The organism is Egbenema bharatensis FJBBOT/2019 (assembly GCF_048077055.1).
Lineage (GTDB): Bacteria > Cyanobacteriota > Cyanobacteriia > Elainellales > Elainellaceae > Egbenema > Egbenema bharatensis.
Genome location: NZ_CP182236.1, coordinates 1,143,234 through 1,164,415 on the forward strand (window position 1 = coordinate 1,143,234; position 21,182 = coordinate 1,164,415).

Genomic DNA, 21,182 nt, shown 5'->3' on the forward strand with positions numbered 1-21,182 from the left:
CATCAAGCAGAACTAACGATTAAACTGGAGCTGTTAGAGTAAGGGTTTCATATGCGCGAGCAGTATTCAACAGACTTTAACTTGTGGATTAGCCAAACAGCCGAACTATTACGGGAACGTCGTTGGCATGAAGTTGATATACCTAATTTGATTGAAGAGGTTGAGTCCTTGGGCAAAAGTGAACGGCGAGAAATTGCCAGCCAACTGACTCGTCTTTTGCTGCATCTGCTCAAGTGGCAATATCAACCGCAACGCCGCTCAGATAGCTGGCTTGACTCGATTACTGATGCGCGAACCCAGATTGAATTGACGATCGAAGACAGTCCTAGCCTGAAGAATTACCCTACCGAGCAACTGGAAAAGAGTTATCAACGCGCACGTCGTCAAGCGGCAAACCAAACCCATATGGAGATTTCGGTGTTTCCAGAGGTGTGCCCCTATTCGCCAGAGTGGGTGTTGGCAGAAGATTGGCTGCCGGAGAACTAATCAATTCATTGACTTGAGCCATTAGCCAGCCTGATGCGAGCTAGGAGAACGATGGCGACGACTTCCCAACAGATAGGCATAGGTATAGGAAAATACACAGCCCAATAGAAAAATTTGGCACGTGAAGAAGATCCACAATAGCAGAATCATGACGCTGCCGATGACTCCATAGGAGAGAAACCGACTGCCGATCGTAATCACGCTATTACTCACCAACTGTTGCAAGCCCACCAGCAGGAGGGCCGTCAGTAAAGCCCCCAGCCAAACATCCCGCCAGGACACCTTCGCTGCGGGCAAAATTTTGAACAAAACGCAGGCCACCAACGTCAGAATGAAAAACGATGAGCCAATCTGCAGTCCTCTCGTCAGTTGCAATTCATCCACCTGGACAAAGGCAAAGGTTTCCTGAAAGGTTGCCACCAGTTGCAGAATCGTCTTAATGGCAATGCTGGACAACAAAGCAGCAAACAAGATCAAAGCAGTTCCGAAAACCAGCAAAAAGGACAATAGTTTATTCGCCACAAAAACCAGTACCATCTTCGTCGGCGAGCCTGCATCCGGGGTTGGCTCCTGGGGCGATCGCCAGATGCGGTTCACTGAATTTCTCAGGATGGCAAAGGCCGTGCTGGCACTCATCAACAGTAAACCGGAACCAACGACTCCAGCCCCAAAACTATTTTCATTAAGGGCAATAATGGTTCCCCGCACCAGATCATGCACCTGCGGCGGCAAAAACCGTTGTACGGACTCTTGAATGGTTTGAAAGGCCTCGGTATCTGCCCCAACAAAGGCACCAAAGATGCTCAATAGGATCAAGAGCAAAGGAAACAACGAGAAGAGGGTATAGTAGGCTAGAGCCGCCGCCATGCCAGGAACGTTGTCTTGATTCCACTTCATCCCTGTCTGGATGAACAGTTGGGCCGGTCTGGAGGGCAGAATGGTAGAGCGCAAATACCGAATCATAGGACGAATGGATCAAGAAGACTGCATTCAGCTTAGATGAATCCGCTAACGGACTTCTATCACATCAAATACCTGACCATTCCAAATAATCACATCGATCGCTTGATTCGCATCTCGATTCCATCGCTCCACAACCCGCGTATCCGTGTGATCCATCGTCTGGGTGAAGAAGAAGTTATTCTGCCGCAGCCATTCCCGCGCGGGAGCTTGCTCCACACCCATCAAGCTTTGCTGCACCATTGCGATCGAAAGGGGAGCCTCTGCCTCGGTTCGTTCATTCGGAGATGTGCCGCAGGTTCCTCTAGACCATCCCCACTCTTCAACTCCTACCGAAATTTCTGACCCTTGCCCCACACCTCCGCCGGACAAATCCACTAACGTTACAGACACTGCCGCCATCAGCGAACCTTTATATACAGGCTGTCCCTGAATATTGTTGGCCACAAAGGTCAGGGGAGTCATTTGGGGAGGTTGCCCCGATCGCTCCCAGCGAATATGAGTAAAACGCCCATCCAGAAACTCAGCGGTATAGCTCCAGCCGCTATTCATTTGACCGCTACAGAAAAGTTGTTGTGCGGCCTGAGCCGAAGAAAAGGTCGATTCTAAAGCCAGTAAACCAACACCGATCAATCCAGTGGCAATCGATCGGTTTATCCATCGCAAAATTGCTCTATTCATAATCAGGTCTATTCATAATCAAATCGATATTCCCACCATCCATTTTAGCGAAAGGAATAGAGACTTTATCCCCTATCTTTTAACACAATTTAATATTCAAAATCTGTTTGATCCTTTCAAAGATCAATCCAATATAAATAAAGTGCTGAGAGCATCCGCTTTTGCGGTTGTCGGGCAGATGCTTGTCTGGCAGGCGAGCGGGCTGCATCCCAAACCTCTGCTTGAAACCCTGAAAAAACTCCCTATCCAGACTCTACACAAAGAAAATATGAAATAGATAGGAAACAGATTTTTGAATTCATTAAAACTAGCTTGACTATAATCACGGTGTTGACAGGATCTTGAAAACAAGAAAAGATTAGAAGCTAGAGACTATAATTAATGACTTAATTCCACTTCTTTTCCCTAAATTAGTTCAATCAATTCAGTAATGCTGTTTGCCTAAACCATCATTAGAACCCAATTAAACAGACAATATGCCCAGTACCCTTGCCATCCTCGCCCATTCCCCTCAAGTCGATCGCCTGCTTGATTGGTTATCTAAAAATCAGCGAGTTCTAACGCATTTTCAGATTCGAGCGACCGCAGAAATTGCTGAACGGATTAAACAGGGATGGGATGTCACGGGAATTGATCTGGTCTCTCTGCGATCGGCGGATCAGGGGGGCGATATTGAACTGGCGGCACAGATTCTTGCAGGAGACATCGCAGGCGTTCTGTTTTTTGCAGATTCTCAAATGCTGACAACGGGTCATCCCAGTTTTGCAGTGGTGCTGCACGCCTGCCAATTGCAAAGCATCCCGATCGCCTTAAATGAAATGTCTGCCACCCTGCTGCTGCGGGGGTTAGCCAAGAGTCAGATTGCCTACTTAATTTTTAATCCAGTCGCAGGGCAGGGGAATCCGAATCTAGCTTTAGCCATGATTCGGGAAATCCTAGAACCGCAAATTTTAGTCAATGTGATCATGACCCAACCGGATGTTGATCCGGCAGATCAGGCGAGGGCGGTGATTGCCAATATTCAATCCAAGAATGAACATGAACTCGGGGGCAGTTTGATTATTGCGTCTGGCGGGGATGGAACCGTATCCGCTGTTGCTGGGGCGACGATCGGCACGGGCATTCCGTTGGGAATTATTCCGCGAGGTACGGCCAATGCCTTTTCCGTTGGTTTGGGAATTCCGACCAATCTTCGGGCTGCCTGTGAAACGATTCTGGCCAGCAATACCCATGTGGTGGATGCGGCTCGCTGTAATGATATTCCGATGATCTTGCTGGCAGGCTTAGGGTTTGAGGCGGGCATGGTGAACCGAGCTAACCGAGAACTGAAAAACCGAATTGGTTCCCTCGCCTACGTACTGGCAGGAGCCCAACAGCTAGCAACCGCCCAACCCTTTGAAGCGACTTTAGAAATTGATGGACAGACGACCCATCTCAGTACGACCGCCATCACCGTTGCCAATGTTGCGCCGCCCACTTCAGTCCTGGCTCAAGGTTTGGGCGAGGTGATTCCAGATGACGGCTTGCTGGAAGTGACGATCGCCATTAGCAAAACGCGCTTGCAGGGGCTAAATGCTTTTGCCTCCCTGGTGGCTTCTGCGGCCGTCGGCAATCCCACTCAGCGCGACGATCTTCTGTGTTTGCGAACCTCACGCTTAAAGGTGACGACAGAACCTGCTCAAACGTTGGTCGTTGATGGAGAAATCCTGGAAGCGAACCCGATCGAGTTTGTATGCATTCCGAAGGGTTTGACGGTTTTTGCACCACTTGTTACGCTCTAGAATTCTGAGGAAATATTCCAGGTATAAAATACTCCAGGTATAATGTCCTCTTAGTTCGCCAACTGGGCCAAATCGCTGAGGTGTGTGTTCTTATCTGAGAGTCATAAGCCACTCTTCAGCAGCGGTTTGTGCTTGTTGGAGGGATTCTCCGAGGATAGCCGTGGCGGGGAAGATGTCGGAGGGGGGAATGGTATCAGTGATGCCTGTTTTAGTAAGCTGTTTAATCACACTGGGGGCAACCCCTGTCAGCATCAGTTTACTATTGCGAGTACACAGTTCATCGGCATAGCGTTTCAGCAGGTTGATAAAGGTGCTACCCAGTTCGTTGCGCCCCCGTAAGCCCAGGATAACGACTGATCGATCTGCGGTGTAGGGGGAGGGCAAAGCTTTTCGCAGAATGTCTGCACTGGCGTAGAAGACGCTGCCGTAGATGTGCAAAATGGTAATGGCATTAGGGGGGAGATTAGCAGGTGCAGGATGTTCCCGGAAGGATTGCCCTGCATTCGCTGGCAGGATCTGCTTCACCTGCACATCCAGAGAGGATTGGTAAATATACAGTAGGATTGACAGGACAATCCCCAACAGGACGGCGTTTTGAATGGGCAGCAGTAGTGTTGCTACGAAGGTTGCTAGCATGACGATCCTGGGAACCCAGCCCGTGTCCCACACATCCTGCCATTTCCCAACGTTGAACGACTGATACCCCGCAACGACGAGTAAAGCTGCGATCGCAGGCAGCGGAAACTGCTCCACAATCCGACCAAACACCAGCACGGCTAAGATCACCAGCGACCCCACCAGCACGATCGCCCAGCGTGATACGGCTCCGGCACTGATGTTAATGGCGGTGCCAGACACACTCCCTCCCAGTGGAATACCCCGGAAAAAGCCAGACCCAAGGTTGCACACCCCTTGAGCCAGAAAATCTTGCCAGGCTTTGCCGTACCGTCCATCTGCGTTGGGAATGGTTTTGCCTACCCCAGCCCCCTGAATTAAACCAACTAAGGCGACTGCGATCGCTCCGAGGAACACCTGGGGGATGAGGGAAAGGTCGGGAAGGACAGGCATCGGCAGCGATTGTGGGACGGGGGAAATATCCTTCACCAGTTGAACAGAGGCAGGTTGCCACAGGGAGACCAACCCTGTGATGATGAGCAATGCCAGTACCAGGTTAAATTGCATCAGGCGGGTACGCGCTAAAACCAAGATCAGGGCGATCGCGCTTACTCCGATTACAGTAGTTGGGATGTCTATTTGATTCAGGTTCAGTAGCAAATCGAGAGTTCGAGTAATGCGATTTCCAGCCTCACTTTTGTATCCAGTCAAATCACCGAGTTGTCCTAGAACGATTGCAACGGCAATTCCATTCATAAATCCAGTCAGGACGGCATTGGAAACGAAACGGAGAAAGCCATCCAGGCGAAACAGCCCCAGTAATATTTGAAAGACTCCGATCAGCACCGTCAGCGTCACAAGGACAGTCCCTTGCTGCTCTGACCTGAAGTCTGCCAGCACACCCGCCGTGACCACCGCCATCGCACCCGTAGCATTAATGGTCATGAACTCAGACCCGCTAATCAGTGCTCCCAGGGGAGTTCCCACCATCAAGGCATGCAGCCCATAGACTGGATTGACCCCCATCAGCAGCGCGTTCGCCAGGGCATCGGGGATCATCGTCAGCGTGTTGGTGAGTGCGGCACTTCCATCTGCTCCCCAGTTGGGAGAAGGTTGTAGTTGTTTAGATATTGAACTTGCCATAGGGTTTTCGATTATATGAATTAGATAGATAGTCGCACTCGTTGCTCACTAGGATCACTTTTAACTCATCAAAATCGTCAATTTTAAGCCAGTTTGGTAGACGCAGGGAACGATCAATAAACAAATGGTAAAGACCTAGGGCAATAATATACAGGGCAATACTCAGAAACAGTAGATCAATTGACTGAATAAAACTCAGGGTTATAGTGTTTATGGCCTCACGGGTAAAGTCATGGGAATTGATTAAAACGATCATGATATGGGCTAATACAAATAGCCCATATATCAAAATAGCCGTCGCTCCAACTAGGGCAGCGATTACGGCCAGGTTAACCAGATAACGGCTACTTAATAAAAGACGGTTCATGGTTTCCGATGGAATAGTTCCCCCTTAAAAGTCACTCGAGGCGTTCGATGTCTGGCAGCACCCACGTCTTGTCGAAGAGTGATGGCAGGGGACCATAGAACCTGAACAGGATCTCGAATTCCCCATTGGGATCCGTGGGGGTCCAGTTCGACTCTTGACCCGCTGGGGCTTTGGGCCGAAGTACAGATCCACCGATCCATCCGCATTGACCTGTAATCCCGGACTCTGGGAGGAACGCGCCGCATGGGACATCTCGCGGATGAGGGCGTGGGTCTTCATGTCGTAGACCGTAGCCGACCAGTATTGCCGCACGGGGGCATTGGCCGGAACGTTGAGCCGATATGTTTTTCCGCCGTCAAGCGTCTGGCCCTCTTGGTCGTCAATGGCCATCAGGTAGAACTGACCTTCACCCATGCGCTTGGGCGTAAAGAAAATAAAGGAGAATAGCAGTCCGCGCGCATCGACCGGATAGAGGTTCGGATCCGCAAACTGCTCCTGGGCCGCTTTGAAGACGAGTCCAATGGACTTAGGAAAGGACCAGCGACTACCCTTGGCGAAAGCGCCGCCCCTGACCACGTCCTTGTATGTCCCGTCGAGGAACGCCTGCGCCTGGGCGGCTGCCTCATTGAGCAATTTAGTGCGCTCCGCGTCCGGTGCGAACGGCTTTCCTTTTCAATGCCGATCATGCGCAACTTATCGATCAGGATCCGATCGCGCTCCAGCCAGGGTTCGGACTGAACGATGCGGTTCAGCGACTCAAAAAAGCGGATGTCATAGGGGATGGTCGCATCGTAGAGCACGCCAGCCGCATCCACATACACGGTGGGGGGCGGAGCCTGCGCCTGCGACAAGGGGTAGATCTGCATCCGCTTGCCGTATTCGACCGCCTTGGCCAGGTCTGCCTCGCTACCGCTTTTCAGGACGGATCGGATGAGTGCATATCCCTTGTAGGTCAGCGACGGCAAAACGATGTATCCCTCAGGAACCTGCTCGTTGTAGCTCGGTGGCAGGATCAGGTATTTTCCGCCCTTACCCTGGTCTACACCCGCTACACCAATGTCCTCGAGCGGCATCTGCCAGGTATCCATAATGTGGCCTACGATGGCCCCATCATCAGCCGGGGGATCTCCAGCACGATCGGCCCCACCTCTTTCGTATCGAAGTAGGGCGTGAAATAGATGACATCGGTGTTGGGTGTGAGCGTCTGGGTCTTCCAATCGAGCAAGCGCGACCAGTACAGCATCTGATCGTCCCGGCACGCGGTCTCGCGCAGCATCGCCTGGTACATGAGATCACGGTTGACCGCTGGCATCCCCCAGATGATTGCCTCAATGGCGCGATGCTGCAAAACCTGTCGCTCGATGTCAGGAAATGACTTCTCTTTATTCATCGGTTTGTCCTTATTCGTTGGTTTGTCCTTGATACCGTTGCGTCAAATCGTTGGCACCGCTGCTTAAACTTTCACGATGTCGTCCGGTCTCCAGGTCTGATCGAAGAAAGGCTCCAGTGGTCCGTACAGGCGAATGTAGGTGAACCAACCCTTGCCAGGAACCGTCTGAACCCAGTTCCTTTCCTTGCCTGCTGGGGCGCTGGGCCAAAATAGATGTCATAGGAACCGTCGGGGTTCTGTTCCGGTTGATCAAAGCTGTTTACGCTCGGCTTGGGTTGGTCGGTTTGCAGCAGCGATCGCGTGCCAGGATCGTACAGGGTCACCGACCAGAAGTTGTTGATGGGGATGTTTGGCGGCAAGTGAAGCTGGTAGTTCTTGCCGCCATCCAGGTAATCGCCGTCGGCATCTACATAGGCGCACATGTATTGAGATCCGACGCCAACCATCTTGTTCACCATCGCCGGGGTCACGCAAATGACGGCAAAGTGGAACAAGGTTCTGGCATCGAGGTTTCTAACGCCATTCCTCAAGAATTCGTGGCTGCCGCCAACGAAGACGTATTCCCACTTGCGGTCAGGATAAACCTGCGCTTCCGGCTCGCGCGATTGATAGGCAATGGCCCTGGCCATACCCAAGCCGGTTTTGGCCGCCGTATCGAGGATCTGCTTCATGCGCTCGTCGGGGGCAAACGTCTTGCCCTTCTCGATACCCAGCGATCGCAACAGCCCCAACTGTTCTGGCGCAAATGCCGCCGTCGGCTCGTATTGAATCACCTGGTCGAGGTTGACGAAATACTGGAGATCATTGGGGTGAGTGGTATCTGCTGACACGCTGCCGCAATTCATGACATTGGGCCTTCTGTAGCCATCCTTTAACGGGTAGACCGCACAATGATCGCCATACCACTGGAGGGCCTGTTCGCCCATGCCGCTGATCGTTTGGCTGGCACGCCCCATGACCCAAACTCTGTAGGTGCGCGACTGCGCGACGAAATAACCTTCGGGCACGTCGCCTTCATAATCCGGCGGCAGCAGCAAATATTTGCCCCCTTGTCCCTGATCCGGGCCAGCCATGCCAAAATCGACGATATACCGGAAATAGGCATCGTTGGCCATCCCCAAGACCTGCGGCGGGATTTCAACCACCGTAGGACCATCTTTCTTGAGGTCAACATTACAGGCGAAATAAACGCTTTCCGTGTTGCCGGTCAAAACCAGCGGGATGGCGGTGAGCAAATTGGCGGCCACCGCCAGGTCAAAACATTCCTTGCACCCCCAGCCCTTTTCCTGCCCCTCAAGCAATGAATACATGGACATTGCGGGCATGAAATCAAGGTAAGCCTGGCAGGCGCGCTGAAAATCAAGCGCATCAAACAGCTTTTTCACTGACTCCTGGGTTGGATACCCGCCCAGCACAAATTCAAAATCGCCAATCGGTGTGGTTAGTTTTTCTGTGTTCATGATATTTTCTCCTGAATCAACGGCATTAGTGCAGCGTCAATCCTAAAAATTAGAGTTGGTGTCTTTTGAAAGCCTTACTTGGCAGTCTTTTCGTAAAGTAGCAACCCTAAAATTAAGATTTGACGCTGCACTCGCTTGATTCTTCGCGTAGCAATTTTTTAGAAAGTAACCTGTACCTAAGCTTGATCTACTGTTCTATGAAAGTGATAGGAAGAAGCTATGCAGCAGCAAGCTTTGAAATTTGGGTGGCTGGTAGCGATCGCCTGTTTGTATAGTGTTTTGTAGCTTTCAACCATTGGAAATCCGTAGGTGTAGGCTTCACAGGCAATATTGCGGGCTGTTTCGGGGGTAAGAGTGATTGATGATTGCATCCGATTTAGAATCCTCGTTAAGGGGGGGATGAGTACACGCTCCTGAAAGGCGGTTGTGTGCTCAGATAGGGCAGGCACTGCCCGCCCTCGATTTAGGCTTTTACTGAATGGCCATTGCCACCCGCAGCCGTTCTTCCGGTGAAATCAGGTGATCGGCATCTTCCGCATCTTTATCCACATCAATCTGCACCCAGTTCACCTCGCCGCTGAATTTGCCGCTTGGGGTTGGGTAGTCGTAGGTTACCGGCGAACCCGCTTCAAAGCCGACATCACAGGTCTCATCGGCGGAGAAAACGATCGGTTCTGTGCGATCGACTCTACCCTCACCCGCTTTCTGCCCATCCACGTACAGTGTCACGGTGCCGCCCTTTGCCAGTCCGCCGCCATCGTAGGCAAACTCCATGCGCACCTGATGGGTTCCGGGTGGGATGGGGATGGTGCCGTCGATGGTGTAGCGATCGATGCCATAGAAGTTGTAGCAGTACTTGGGTTTACCGCCCCTGGTATAGAGGCTCCAGCCCCCCGTCAACCCGCCCTGAGCAATGATCACCCCTTCTGCGCCAGACTCCGGCACCACCACCTCAGCCGTGACCGCATGGGACTTGTTCTTAAAGTTGACGATCGAACTTTCGGTCAGTCGCCCCATGCCGCTAAACAGGATTTGCCGTGTCCCCTTGATCAATTGGGGACGACCCGCAATTTCGGGATTCGCCCGCTCGGCAAAGCGATCGTCCAGGGGCAGCACGTTGTATTTCACGGCTTCGATCAGCCATAGCCGTTGCAGTTCGTGTAATTTATCGGGATGCGCTTTGGCGAGATCCTTCGATTGAGTCCAATCGGTATTGGTGTCGTACAACTCCCAGACATCCTCATCAAAGGCGGGAAGTTTGACATTGCCCGTCTGCCAGGGAATGCGGTGGCGGGTCACAGCCGTCCAACCCTTGTGATAAATGCCCCGGTTGCCTGCCATCTCGAAGTACTGGGTTTCCCGTCGTTCTGCGGCACTGGCATCGTTAAAGGAATAGGCCATGCTGACCCCTTCGATCGGACGCTGTTGGATGCCATTTACAAAGGTGGGTTCCGGTAATCCGGCGACTTCCAGCAGGGTCGGTGCCACGTCGATCACATGGTGAAACTGGCTGCGAATTTCGCCTTTCGCCTGAATGCCTCTGGGCCAATGAACGATCAACCCGTTGCGGGTGCCACCCCAATGGGAGGCGATCTGCTTCGTCCACTGATAGGGCGTGTTGGTGGCGTGTGCCCAACCCACCGCATAGTGGTTGTAGGCTTCAGGGCCACCAAACAGATGCAGCCGCTCGGTCATGAATTCGACCGTTTCCAGGTCGGCAAAGCCCGTCAGGGGAGTCATTTCATTGAAACAGCCCTGGAGTGTTCCCTCAGCGGAGGCTCCATTGTCGCCAATGATCACGTAGATCAGGGTGTCATCCAGAATTTCGAGATTTTCCAGCGTGTCAATCAACCGTCCGATATGGTAATCGGTGTGCTCCAGGAACGCGGCATAGATCTCCATTTGACGCGCCAGAACGGGTTTCAGATCAGGCGAAATGCTGTCCCAGGCGGGAATTTCGGGGTGGCGATCGCTCAACTGACAATCACCTGGAATCACCCCCAACTCCTTCTGGCGAGCAAAGATCTGTTCCCGCAGGTTGTCCCAGCCCTGGTCAAACTGCCCCTTATACTTATCAATCCATTCTTGCGGAGCCTGGTGGGGTGCATGGCAAGCTCCCGGTGCATAGTAGACGAAGAAGGGCTTATCGGGCATCAGGGACTTTTGCTGGCTGACCCACTTGATCGCCTTGTTGGTCATGTCTTCCGTGAAATGGTAGCCCTGCTCCGGGGTTTTCTCCTGCTCCACGGGGGTTGTGCCTTCGTAGAGGGCGGGGTAGTACTGGTTGGTTTCGCCGCCCAGGAAGCCATAGAAGTACTCAAAGCCACCGCCCCCGGTCGGCCAGGAATCAAACGGCCCCATTGGGCTGGTTTGCCACACGGGCACTTCATGGCATTTGCCAAATTGGGCGGTGGAGTAGCCGTTGAGCTTGAGGGTCCGGGCGATTGGGGAGCAGTTGTTGGGCAGAATCGAGTTGTAGCCGGGGGCCGATGTGGCAATTTCGGTAATGCCGCCCATCCCCACCGAATGGTGATTGCGTCCGGTCAACATCGCCTGACGGGTGGGAGAGCAGAGCGCCGTGGTGTGGAACCGATTGTATTTCAGCCCGTTGGCTGCCAGTTTCTCAAAGGTCGGTGTTTTGCAGGGGCCACCAAAGGCACTGGACGCACCAAACCCGACATCATCCAGCAGAATCACCAGAACGTTGGGCGCACCTTTGGGAGGGCGGAGTTCCCGGATGGGTGGATACTTTGTGTCGGGATCTTTGGCATCGTAGGTGGTTAACCCGACATAAGGCAGTTCGGGAATTGGGAGGGTTTGGCGTTGAAGGTTATCGTTGGTTGTCATGGTGTATTTTGCAAGAGAGCTGATTTGTGAATTCATTAATCGTGAATTTATTAATCATCGTTAATGTTTGCCGTTATCGGGCTTAGGGGGGCTCCTCCAAAGATCGTTTCGTTACAGTCATTTCCCCTAATTCTGAATAGCGAGAGGCGATCAGGCGGACATAGAAGATGAGCCCCAGTCCTGTAATGACAGCGGCGATCGCCAACCCCAGATTCAAAATTGCAGCACCACCATCCCAATCCACCACAACGCCCGTAAAGTGGATCGCCAAAATGATAATGACGACACTCAACAAGATAATCTTCAACTCATCAAAGTCGTGGATTTTAAGCCAGCGTGGTAGACGCAGGGAAGTATCAATAAACAGATGGTAAAGCCCCAAGGCAATAATATATAAGGCAATCCCTAGAAACAATAAATCAATCAACTGAATGAAACTCAGAGTTATATTCTTTACTGCCTCGCTAGTAAAGGTGCGAGCTTGGATTAACTCAATCATGAGATAGATTAATACAATCACACCATAGACCAGAATAGCTGCCGCTCCAACCAGAGCTACTATTACTGCCAGGTTAATCAGATAACGGCTACTTAATAAAAGACGATTCATAAACGATTCATTTCGATGGTCAGGTGAGTATTCAGTCCCCTGGCAGAGCCAGGGGATTACCACAATTAATTAACCCCCCGATGTGTTTGCGGGTTCAGGCTGGGCAAAAGCATCTTTTTCTGAGGCGATCGCCACTTTTGCAGGCTTGGTTCCCGGCATGATGTCAAAGTCTGGAGTGAATTCAACCAGGACACTCTTGAGTTGCTCAAAGACGGCGGGATTCCCCTCTAGCTTGACCTTGCCTTCGCCGATCAAAGCCGGAAATGTGGTCAATCCCGCCATCACCAATTCCAGATCGCTGCGGTTGATCGTAATCGTGAGATCGGGATTTTTCGCCTGGAAACCTTTGATGTTAGTCAGAGTGGAATTGCTCATTTCCACCGCAAATTTCTCACCATTGTCGGGAGTGACTAAGTTAATGGTGAACTTCATCCCAGTCGCCTTTTGGCTATCGACCCGAATCGCGACGAAGTCGAGCAGGAGTTCGGTGGACATGGCGCGAACCGTGTCCGGAGTCACCGACTTTGTCGCCACCCCGCTAGGAAAACCATTGCGTAGCTCATAGGCAGCGGCCAGAAAACTATTGCGGACACTGGGGCTTTCTTTCTGATAGCCAATCTGTTCAAACGCATCCGCCAGCAGATCTTTTGCAGTCTGGTTCTGGGGTTCGGCATAGACCAGTCTGTTCAAGATCTCCATCGCTTCCCGATATTTGCCCTGGTCGTACAGTTCCTTACCCTTCGTCAAAATCTTCTCTGCACCACCCATCATTTCAACATACAGCGGCGCAGATTCACCCGGAGATAGGGGAATGAGGGTGGCTGGGTTGGCATCCCAGTATCCCAGGTAGCGGTTAATTACTGCGCGGCTATTGTGTTCTTCCGAGCCGTGATAGCTGTGGGCCGCCCACTGTTGGCGCAAACTTTCGGGCTGTTTGTAAACATTGTGGATTTCATTAATGGTGACGCCCTGGTTCGCCTGATGCAGTACCTCGTTATGCAGATGGGCATAGGCATCCCGCTGTACCCGCATCACTTCCTGAATCCGATCGTTTCCCCAGCGGGGCCAGCTATGGGAGGCAAACATCACCTCGGCTTCCTGCCCAAACAGGTAGAGGGCTTCGCTGATTTTCTTCGACCACTCCAGGGCATCCCGTACCAGCGCCCCCCGCAGCGTGTAGATATTGTGAATCGTACCGCAGATGTTTTCCGCAGCCCAGAATGCCTTCCAGTCCGGGAAATAGGTGTTCATTTCGGCAGGTGCTTCGGTGCCGGGAGTGTTCTGAAACACCATCCGAACTCCATCAATCGTTAATTCTTCAATATCCTGCTCAATGTAACGGGTGGGTTCAATCAGTCCGACTCTGCCCGCTGCGGTGTTCTTGCCGATCGCCTGATCGACATGACCAAACGGACTGCGCGGTAAGAGCAACCCATACTGAAAGTATGCGCGGCGGGTCATGGCGTTGCCAGTGTACACATTTTCCGCGATCGCATGTTCCATGAAGCCGATCGGGGCGATCACCTGCACTTTGCTACTTTTCACATCGGCCTCATCCACCACGCCGCGCACCCCACCATAGTGATCGATGTGGGAGTGGGAGTACACCACCGCCACCACCGGACGCTGACCGAGATGCTCGTTCACCAGTTCCAATGCGGCTCTTGCGGTTTCTTTACAGGTCAGCACATCAAATAGAATCCAACCTGTGTCACCCTTAATGATTGTCATGTTCGCCAGGTCAAATCCGCGCACCTGATAAATCTTATCTGGCACGACTTCATACAGCCCGTAAGCCATGTTGAGGATCGCTTGACGCTGTAAGGAAGGATGAATGCTATCGAACACACTGTCGAAGCCACGCAATAGAAACTCATAACTGCCCATATCCCATGCCACATTACCAGCTTCTGCCACGATTTGTTTGTAGGGGGGAGCGGCAATGAAGCCTCGTTGCGCTTCTTCAAAATCACGCTGATCCTGGAATGGTAAGCTCTTACGTAAACTATTTTGCAACTCGATCGTGCATGCAGACGGCATCTTACCCTTTGGATCAAAATGCTCATCCTTCGCGAATTGGGAATCTGGAGTGACTGATTGTTGAATGCTCATTTAACCTTCTCCAAGAAATAAGATAAACCCAGTAAGGAATTCCTGCACTTTTGGGTGATCTGACTCCAATCCCATAGGACTGATTGCATCTCAGGAATACCTGGAAAAATCACCTGAGAAGCCGCTTGAAACCCTGCCACGATGTATCAAAACAGGCTCCACGATCGCCTCCTAGTCTCTACTTCAAAGAGAGGGGAATTCAGTTCAAAAACCCCTCTAGAATCAAAGAGGGCTTAGGAGACTTTTCAAGATTGGCAACTCACCGTAGAACCTTTAAATCACCCGCTAATCAAAATCACCCGCTAATCAAGAACCAAAACTTGAGAAAGTGTAAGATTATTTCTCACACTAAAGTGAAAAAATATGAAACTGATAGGAATCCTAAACTGAAATCTTGAAGAATTACCTTGGGTAATTTTCAAAGGCTTGCGGGTACTCCCTTTATACCCCTCCTAGACGCTGATCGAGATGTCTAACTCCGCTCATATCGCTCACCACGATCCGTCCCGCGCCCTTTTCCTTCTATAGCGTTCACAAATTGTTTGTGAACAAGGGGTTAGGGGCAACGCCCCCACGCCAGGGTTTTACCCCTGCACCCCGTTCAAATCCTACGGAGGATAGCTATACTACAGCTAAAAGAGCACGATCGAAAGATAAAGTTAAGAAAGTCAGAAGATAAGCTTAAGAAATCAGGAGAGGAATTTAAGAGTTATTTCAGCACAGAAAATATATACTCAAGGAATATGAATTTTAGTTGCTTTGATCGAGTTTTTGAAGCGTGAGTTTGTATGCTCCTCCATCGCCTACCGTGGCACTCGTAACCAGAATATTGTAGGTTCCAGTCATCGGTAAATTCATGCGAATTAAGGCATTCACCCCATCAGTCTGTTCAGGTTGTTGAACAATAATCTTCCCATGAGGAGCCAGCAGAGCTACCACAGGATTAATCAGTAAGGAACGCGGATTAAATAAAATCGAAAATTTAATCTCCAGAAGGGGTGTACTGCTGTGCGCCCGTACAGAAAAAATCGGAGTTATTTAATTTGCGTCCCTAAGGAACTCGTTTGTAGAGGAAACCGTTTTACTGCATACCTGGAATGGAAAAAGTCATTGCCCCCAATAATCACCGAACCCGATCGCTGCCCTTATAGTTCAGCACTTCTTATCTCTGAGGGAACAGGTTTTCTGTCTTGACAACCAGCAGGCGATTCGCTGAGTCGTTGTTTTAACGTGGCTCTAAGTTGATTTTGCTGCGCGATTGATCCGGCTAAGAGCACCCCCAATTTGCCGACTTGAATCGTGCCCCAGTTGACCAAAATAACACCTGTATGGCTGTGGGGATCAAACTCGATGTCCTGTAAATCAAGATCTTTCAGCGAGCGGAAAGCTGTCGTAAATGTTTCACTGCTCCAACAAGGAATCTTCAGTTTATTGGCAATTCCTGTCGGGTAAGATGCCCCATTAAAGCGAGGATTACATTCGATCGCCAGGTAACGATACCCAGTTGGTGTTTGAATCACCGCCACATCAAAGGCAAAGAGATCTTTCATCCCCTGTGCGACCAACCACTCAGCCATCGGCTCGACGATGTCCCAGGGTTGGTGCAGAGTCGGATAGCGATTGCCGCTGTGCGCATATCCATCTAACACTTGCTCGGTCGCAGCCAGTCGTTCTGCCCCCTGGACACTGACGTGATATTGCAAATTCAAAAACGCACATGCTACTACCTCGGCTTGAATTTGTAGAGGAATCAGGTCATCCCATCCCGCTAGCACTTGCCTCAGGTCTGGTTCATCCTGGCACCGAAAAATCCCCACCCCATCCACAGAAACAGATGGTTTGATGTAGCAAGGATATGGGAACGCGGCTAAACTCTCAATTGCTGCTTTCCGCTCAAAACACCAGGTTTCAGGAATCTCAACCCCCAGTTCATCCGCCATCTGGACAAAATTGTTCTTATTGTTGATGAACTCAACACTGGTGAGCCAATCGGCATCCATCTCACGGAAGTATGCTTCATCGAGACTTCCAGGATGAAGCGGATCACCGAAGATAAAGACGGAAGGTTGGTAGTCGGGGTATTCAGTGAACCGTTTGAGGTCTACATCCCAAATGACATTGCAACTGTAGCTCAAACCGATGCGGTCATAATGAGCGGTGATTGCCCCCCAATCCGGCTGAACCTCAGGGCGCAGTTGCACTATATCCTCAGGATGCGTGAGTCCTAGGATGCGGCTACCATACAGGTAGTTGCCAGTCACGTTCTGATGGGTGCAGTGCATGATGTCGTGATTGTAAATCTTTGGGGGCAGCACGTGATTGCTCCTCAATATTTGATGGGGGGACAACGCTTACAAATGTAGGTTTTAACAAGCAGCGGAGTGAAGACTATCCCGGCATCTAGAACAGCATTGAACAACCCAGCACTCTTTGCCAGCTTGTGGGTATTCCCTTTATACCCCCTCCTGAACGCTGATCGAAAGCTGTATCTATTTCCCATTCCTTGTAAGATGCAATTTTGTATACATCTTAAAGTGATGCAGTTGTCTCAACGTGTAAAAAAGCACTTTTTGAATACTCCGAAATCAAAAATTTCAGATCTATATTCTGGATAATAAAACTTACATAACGAATGTTTTATGGGTCAAAATCAGTTTTTATCCTCACTGACTAAACCTCCCGGTCGTCCCCCTGGGAAAGACATGGTGTGGATTCCCGGCGGCACCTTTTTGATGGGATCGGATCATCACTATGGGGAAGAGGCTCCCGCCCATCGGGTAACGGTGGATGGCTTCTGGATGGATCAATATCTGGTCACAAATACCCAGTTCCAAAAGTTCATCAAAGCTACAGGCTATGTCACCTTTGCAGAGCGACCAGCCAATCCCGAAGACTATCCTGGTGCCCGACCGGACATGCTGCACCCCTCTTCCTGTGTCTTCGTCAAACCCGATCGCCCGATTGATCGCGGAAATCACTACAACTGGTGGGCTTATATTCCCGGTGCAAATTGGCGACATCCAGAAGGTCCTGGCAGTTCCATCAAGGGGCGTGAGCATCATCCGGTGGTGCATGTCACCTATGAAGATGTAACAGCCTACGCGAACTGGATGGGCAAAGCGATTCCCACCGAAGCAGAGTGGGAGTTTGCTGCCTGGGGCGGACGGCAAGATGCTGAGTTTGCCTGGGGCGATGAACTTCATCCCAAGGGCAAAATGATGGCGAACACCTGGCAGGGCGAGTTTCCCTGGGAGAACTTGAAAACCGATGGCTATGAGCGCACCTCGCCAGTGGGTGTGTTTCCCGCCAATGGCTATGGGCTGTCCGACATGATTGGCAACGTCTGGGAATGGACGACGGACTGGTATCAGGAACACGGTCAGATTCAAAAAGACGCCTGCTGTGACTCCCTGGTGAATCCTCGGGGCGGCGATCGCGAAGCCAGTTACGATCCCCAGATGCCCGGTGTTAAGATTCCCCGCAAGGTCATTAAGGGGGGTTCCTTTTTGTGTGCGCCCAGCTATTGTCGTCGCTATCGCCCGCCCGCCCGCATGGCAGAACCGCTAGATACCTCCACCTGTCATTTAGGCTTCCGTCTTATTGTGCGTCCCTAATCTGGTTTTCAAGTCGGGAGACTCTCAGGTGTTGTTCGCATCAGGGGTCGAATTGCTGAAACGCGGTACCTGGCGATCGCTATCCCTGCTTCAGCGTTTCTGAAGGCAATTCCCCAAACATGGTTTTGTAATCTCGGCTAAAGTGCCCCAAACTCCAAAAACCATACTGGTGGGCAACGTTGGCAATCACGGTCGTGGTTGGATCAGCCGTTTGCAATTGTCGTCGCACACTTCTCAAGCGCAGGGCTTTGAGATAAGCCATGGGGCTAATTCCGAATACCTCCTGAAATCCATAATTTAAGGGGCGTTTGCTAGTGTTTAAAGCTTTGCAGAGATCCATGAGGGTAAAGGATTTCTGTAAGTTCGCGTGCATATATTCATTCGCTTGTTCAACTAAATCAAATCGACGTGGGATGCACAATGCTTGCCTTGATCTGGAAGGAAAAGGAGGCAGGGCATCCACTAATTGGGGTAAAAAGTCTTCAAACAAAATGCGTTCTGATTCAGGAGACTTGAGAAAGCTGGCATGGTGAGTTGCTAAACAATAAAGCTCTTTTAGATAAGCATGAACCCCAAGCGATCGATCGGATCTACAGACATAATTCGTCTTGAGAAAATGAGCATCCAGATCCGTCCGTTCCATGATTTGAGTACACAATTCAAACGCCGGTTGCTGAATCTGCACAACGCAGAAATGAGTATTTTCAGGCACAATCAGGTTTACTTCACGGGTTGGGTCAAAGCCAAATATCGTACCTTGGGGAACGGCAAACCGATGGGAAAAAAGCTCCTGTTGCCCAGTTTGGAGAATAAACGCAAATTCGAGCGAGTCATGCCCCTTGCCCCCTATAACCCGAACGGGAACCGATAACTTTGTACAGTAAGCAACTTGGATGTGGTCAAATTCAACCAACAACAGATCACAGCGAAACGACTGTAAGCTGATTTGCGTAACGGTTGTTTGTCGTCGAGCCGCCATCGCCTGCGAAAATTGCTCACAGTTGCGAAACGAATGTTGGTAAATGAGCCGAGCAGACATGAATGCTAGCTATTAGTTGGATTGATTGATTTGAGGTTTCGACCCTGTAAACTCTAATTGCCTTCAGACAAAATTATGTAGCCAGCAAAATCATTTTAAGGGAAGGGCTGAAAGGAGAATTGGAAGAGATTGTTAAAACAATCTAAAAACTGTTTCTAAGGCCGCACCCTAAAAAGCAATTTCTGAATATTCTACAAGATCTTATCTAGTAAACAATAAATGTGTGGTTAATCTTGCATCTGATGACCTATCAGAATTTCATCCCTTGCCATCAGGCTTACTATTGCTGTTCATCGGGATATGAGAATGCCAGAATGCTCGCTCTTGGCATCATATCAGTTTCCTATTTTTTAGAGTTAGCCTGTCGATATTGGGGTTACGGTGTTCAACCCAATTTATAAAAAAATTCAGGCAATCAGGTTTTAACTCATTTCAGGCCCTTGAGCTCTGCTGGAGATAATTTTATGACAACGGGTAAGAAACCAAACATTTTGATCCTTTGGGGTGACGATATTGGCTGGTGGAATATCAGCTATAACAGCCGGGGGCAGATGGGCTACCGCACTCCTAATATCGATCGTGTGGCGAACGAAGGCGTGGCCTTTACCGACTACTACGGGCAGCAGAGCTGTACGGCTGGACGGGCCGCCTTTATCACCGGACAGAATCCCATCCGCACGGGTTTAACCAAGGTGGGAATGCCGGGAGCCGATCTTGGCATACAGAAGGAAGATCCGACGATCGCTGAACTGCTCAAACCCCTGGGTTATGCAACCGGGCAGTTTGGCAAGAACCACCTGGGGGATAAGGACGAGTTTCTGCCCACCCTGCACGGCTTTGATGAGTTCTTTGGCAACCTCTACCACCTCAACGCTGAGGAGGAACCCGAAGACCCCGATTACCCCAAAGACCCCGCCTTCAAACAACGGTTTGGCCCTCGCGGCGTAATTCACAGTTGGGCCGATGGCAAGGGCGGACAGAAGGTGGAGGACACTGGCCCACTGACGAAGAAACGAATGGAAACCATTGATGAAGAGGTGACCGAGCATGCCCTCCGCTTCATCGACCAGTGCCATCAAGACAACAAACCTTTTTTCATGTGGTACAACACCACCGCCATGCACTTCCGCACCCACTGCCCGGACAAACACAAAGGCAAGAGCGGCCAGGGGGATTACAACGATGTCATGGTGGCCCATGATGAACTGATTGGCCAAATGCTCGACAAGCTGGATGAATTAGGCATTGCGGACGACACTATTGTCATGTACTCCACCGATAATGGGGTTCACTACAACACCTGGCCCGATGCAGGAATTACTCCCTTCCGCAGCGAAAAGAACACCAACTGGGAAGGCGGTTGGCGGGTTCCGGCGTTTGTCCGCTGGCCCAGTCAGATTCCGGCAGGTTCCGTCGTAAATGGCATTACTTCTCACCAGGACTGGTTGCCCACCCTGTTAGCGGCGGCGGGTGAGCCAGAGATTAAGGAAAAGCTGTTAAAGGGGCACACCATCGGCGATCGCACCTACAACGTCCACATTGATGGCTTCAATATGCTGCCCTATCTCAGGGGTGAAGTGAAAGAAAGCCCCCGCAACTCTCTCTTTTACTTCAGTGATGATGGTGAACTGATCGCCCTCCGGCATGGGGATTGGAAGATGGTCTTAATGGAACAGCGGGCAAAGCAACTGCAATGCTGGTTTGAGCCGTTTGTGCCATTGCGGGTACCTAAAATGTTTAACCTGCGCCGCGATCCCTTTGAACGAGCCGATGAGAATTCGAATACCTATTGGGACTGGGTGATCTCCCATGCCTATCTGGTGTACGCCATGCAGGGGCTGGTCGCGCAGCAAATTGAGGGGTTTGTGCAGTTTCCTCCCCGTCAGAAGCCGGCTTCCTTCAATCTGGATGCGGTGATGCGGCAGTTAGAAGACGCGGCCAGTAGCCGTAACCACTGATTTAGATAGGAGGGAGTGGGGAGTAGGGAGTAGACAGTAGGAATCTCAACTTTGGACATTAATCACCCTTACTCTTACCTACTCCCCATTCCCTATTCCCCACTCCCCACTCCCTTCTC

The 21,182-nt window shown here is 50.9% G+C and carries 15 protein-coding genes and 2 pseudogenes; 4 read left to right on the top strand and 13 right to left on the bottom strand.

All coding sequences use genetic code 11. The annotated features are described in order from the left end of the window. Positions 1-51: 51 nt before the first annotated feature. Complete coding sequence (locus tag ACM1PF_RS05460; RefSeq protein ID WP_416672930.1) at positions 52-486, top strand: DUF29 domain-containing protein; 435 nt, start codon at positions 52-54, stop codon at positions 484-486. Between the two features lie 21 nt (positions 487-507). Here the strand turns inward: ACM1PF_RS05460 and ACM1PF_RS05465 are convergent, their stop codons facing one another. Together ACM1PF_RS05465 and ACM1PF_RS05470 are read right to left on the bottom strand one after the other, a co-directional pair. After that, on the bottom strand, positions 508-1,449 hold the full coding sequence (locus ACM1PF_RS05465) for a YihY/virulence factor BrkB family protein (protein ID WP_416672932.1): 942 nt from the start codon (positions 1,447-1,449) through the stop codon (positions 508-510). Positions 1,450-1,494: 45 nt separating this feature from the next. Continuing rightward, positions 1,495-2,127, bottom strand: a complete 633-nt coding sequence (locus tag ACM1PF_RS05470; RefSeq protein ID WP_416672935.1) for a hypothetical protein — start codon at positions 2,125-2,127, stop codon at positions 1,495-1,497. A gap of 476 nt (positions 2,128-2,603) precedes the next feature. On the opposite strand from ACM1PF_RS05470, the gene ACM1PF_RS05475 reads away from it, so the two are divergent. Continuing rightward, positions 2,604-3,908 (top strand): YegS/Rv2252/BmrU family lipid kinase, encoded by a 1,305-nt coding sequence (locus tag ACM1PF_RS05475; protein WP_416672938.1) that lies wholly within the window; start codon positions 2,604-2,606, stop codon positions 3,906-3,908. Between the two features lie 90 nt (positions 3,909-3,998). On the opposite strand, the gene ACM1PF_RS05480 is transcribed toward ACM1PF_RS05475, so the two are convergent. From ACM1PF_RS05480 to ACM1PF_RS05525, 10 genes and pseudogenes are all read right to left on the bottom strand, one after another. After that, a complete protein-coding gene (locus tag ACM1PF_RS05480; RefSeq protein WP_416672940.1) occupies positions 3,999-5,666 on the bottom strand; it encodes a SulP family inorganic anion transporter in 1,668 nt (555 codons plus the stop codon). Then, the gene (locus ACM1PF_RS05485; protein ID WP_416672943.1) at positions 5,647-6,033 is read right to left on the bottom strand and encodes a YqhA family protein; all 387 of its coding nucleotides are present in this window, start codon (positions 6,031-6,033) and stop codon (positions 5,647-5,649) included. Before ACM1PF_RS05485 ends, ACM1PF_RS05480 begins: the two co-directional genes overlap by 20 nt. 31 nt (positions 6,034-6,064) lie before the next feature. Further along, positions 6,065-7,423: pseudogene (locus ACM1PF_RS05490) on the bottom strand (DUF1254 domain-containing protein). Between the two features lie 63 nt (positions 7,424-7,486). Next, positions 7,487-8,883 (bottom strand): annotated as a pseudogene (locus ACM1PF_RS05495) (DUF1254 domain-containing protein). A gap of 176 nt (positions 8,884-9,059) precedes the next feature. Beyond that, positions 9,060-9,254, bottom strand: coding sequence for a hypothetical protein (locus ACM1PF_RS05500; protein WP_416672946.1), 195 nt, complete (start codon positions 9,252-9,254; stop codon positions 9,060-9,062). A gap of 100 nt (positions 9,255-9,354) precedes the next feature. After that, entirely contained in the window at positions 9,355-11,730 is a 2,376-nt protein-coding gene (locus ACM1PF_RS05505) for a sulfatase-like hydrolase/transferase (protein ID WP_416672948.1), read from the bottom strand. 82 nt (positions 11,731-11,812) lie between these two features. Continuing rightward, positions 11,813-12,340 carry a YqhA family protein gene (locus ACM1PF_RS05510; RefSeq protein WP_416672950.1) on the bottom strand — a complete coding sequence of 176 codons (528 nt, stop codon included), beginning with the start codon at positions 12,338-12,340 and terminating at the stop codon, positions 11,813-11,815. Positions 12,341-12,409: 69 nt separating this feature from the next. Continuing rightward, positions 12,410-14,380: an alkyl/aryl-sulfatase gene (locus tag ACM1PF_RS05515; protein WP_416676574.1), complete on the bottom strand. Its 1,971-nt coding sequence runs from the start codon at positions 14,378-14,380 to the stop codon at positions 12,410-12,412. An 822-nt stretch (positions 14,381-15,202) separates the two neighbouring features. Then, the gene (locus ACM1PF_RS05520; RefSeq protein ID WP_416672952.1) at positions 15,203-15,391 is read right to left on the bottom strand and encodes a hypothetical protein; all 189 of its coding nucleotides are present in this window, start codon (positions 15,389-15,391) and stop codon (positions 15,203-15,205) included. Positions 15,392-15,597: 206 nt separating this feature from the next. Next, entirely contained in the window at positions 15,598-16,767 is a 1,170-nt protein-coding gene (locus tag ACM1PF_RS05525) for an ATP-grasp domain-containing protein (protein ID WP_416672953.1), read from the bottom strand. A gap of 324 nt (positions 16,768-17,091) precedes the next feature. Between ACM1PF_RS05525 and ACM1PF_RS05530 the strand changes: the two genes are divergently transcribed. After that, positions 17,092-18,066 (top strand): formylglycine-generating enzyme family protein, encoded by a 975-nt coding sequence (locus ACM1PF_RS05530; protein WP_416672956.1) that lies wholly within the window; start codon positions 17,092-17,094, stop codon positions 18,064-18,066. 79 nt (positions 18,067-18,145) lie between these two features. Here the strand turns inward: ACM1PF_RS05530 and ACM1PF_RS05535 are convergent, their stop codons facing one another. Beyond that, on the bottom strand, positions 18,146-19,105 hold the full coding sequence (locus ACM1PF_RS05535) for a helix-turn-helix domain-containing protein (protein WP_416672958.1): 960 nt from the start codon (positions 19,103-19,105) through the stop codon (positions 18,146-18,148). Positions 19,106-19,569: 464 nt separating this feature from the next. Here ACM1PF_RS05535 and ACM1PF_RS05540 point away from each other — a divergent pair, with 464 nt between their 5' ends. Continuing rightward, positions 19,570-21,063, top strand: coding sequence for an arylsulfatase (locus ACM1PF_RS05540; RefSeq protein ID WP_416672960.1), 1,494 nt, complete (start codon positions 19,570-19,572; stop codon positions 21,061-21,063). Positions 21,064-21,182 lie beyond the last annotated feature (119 nt).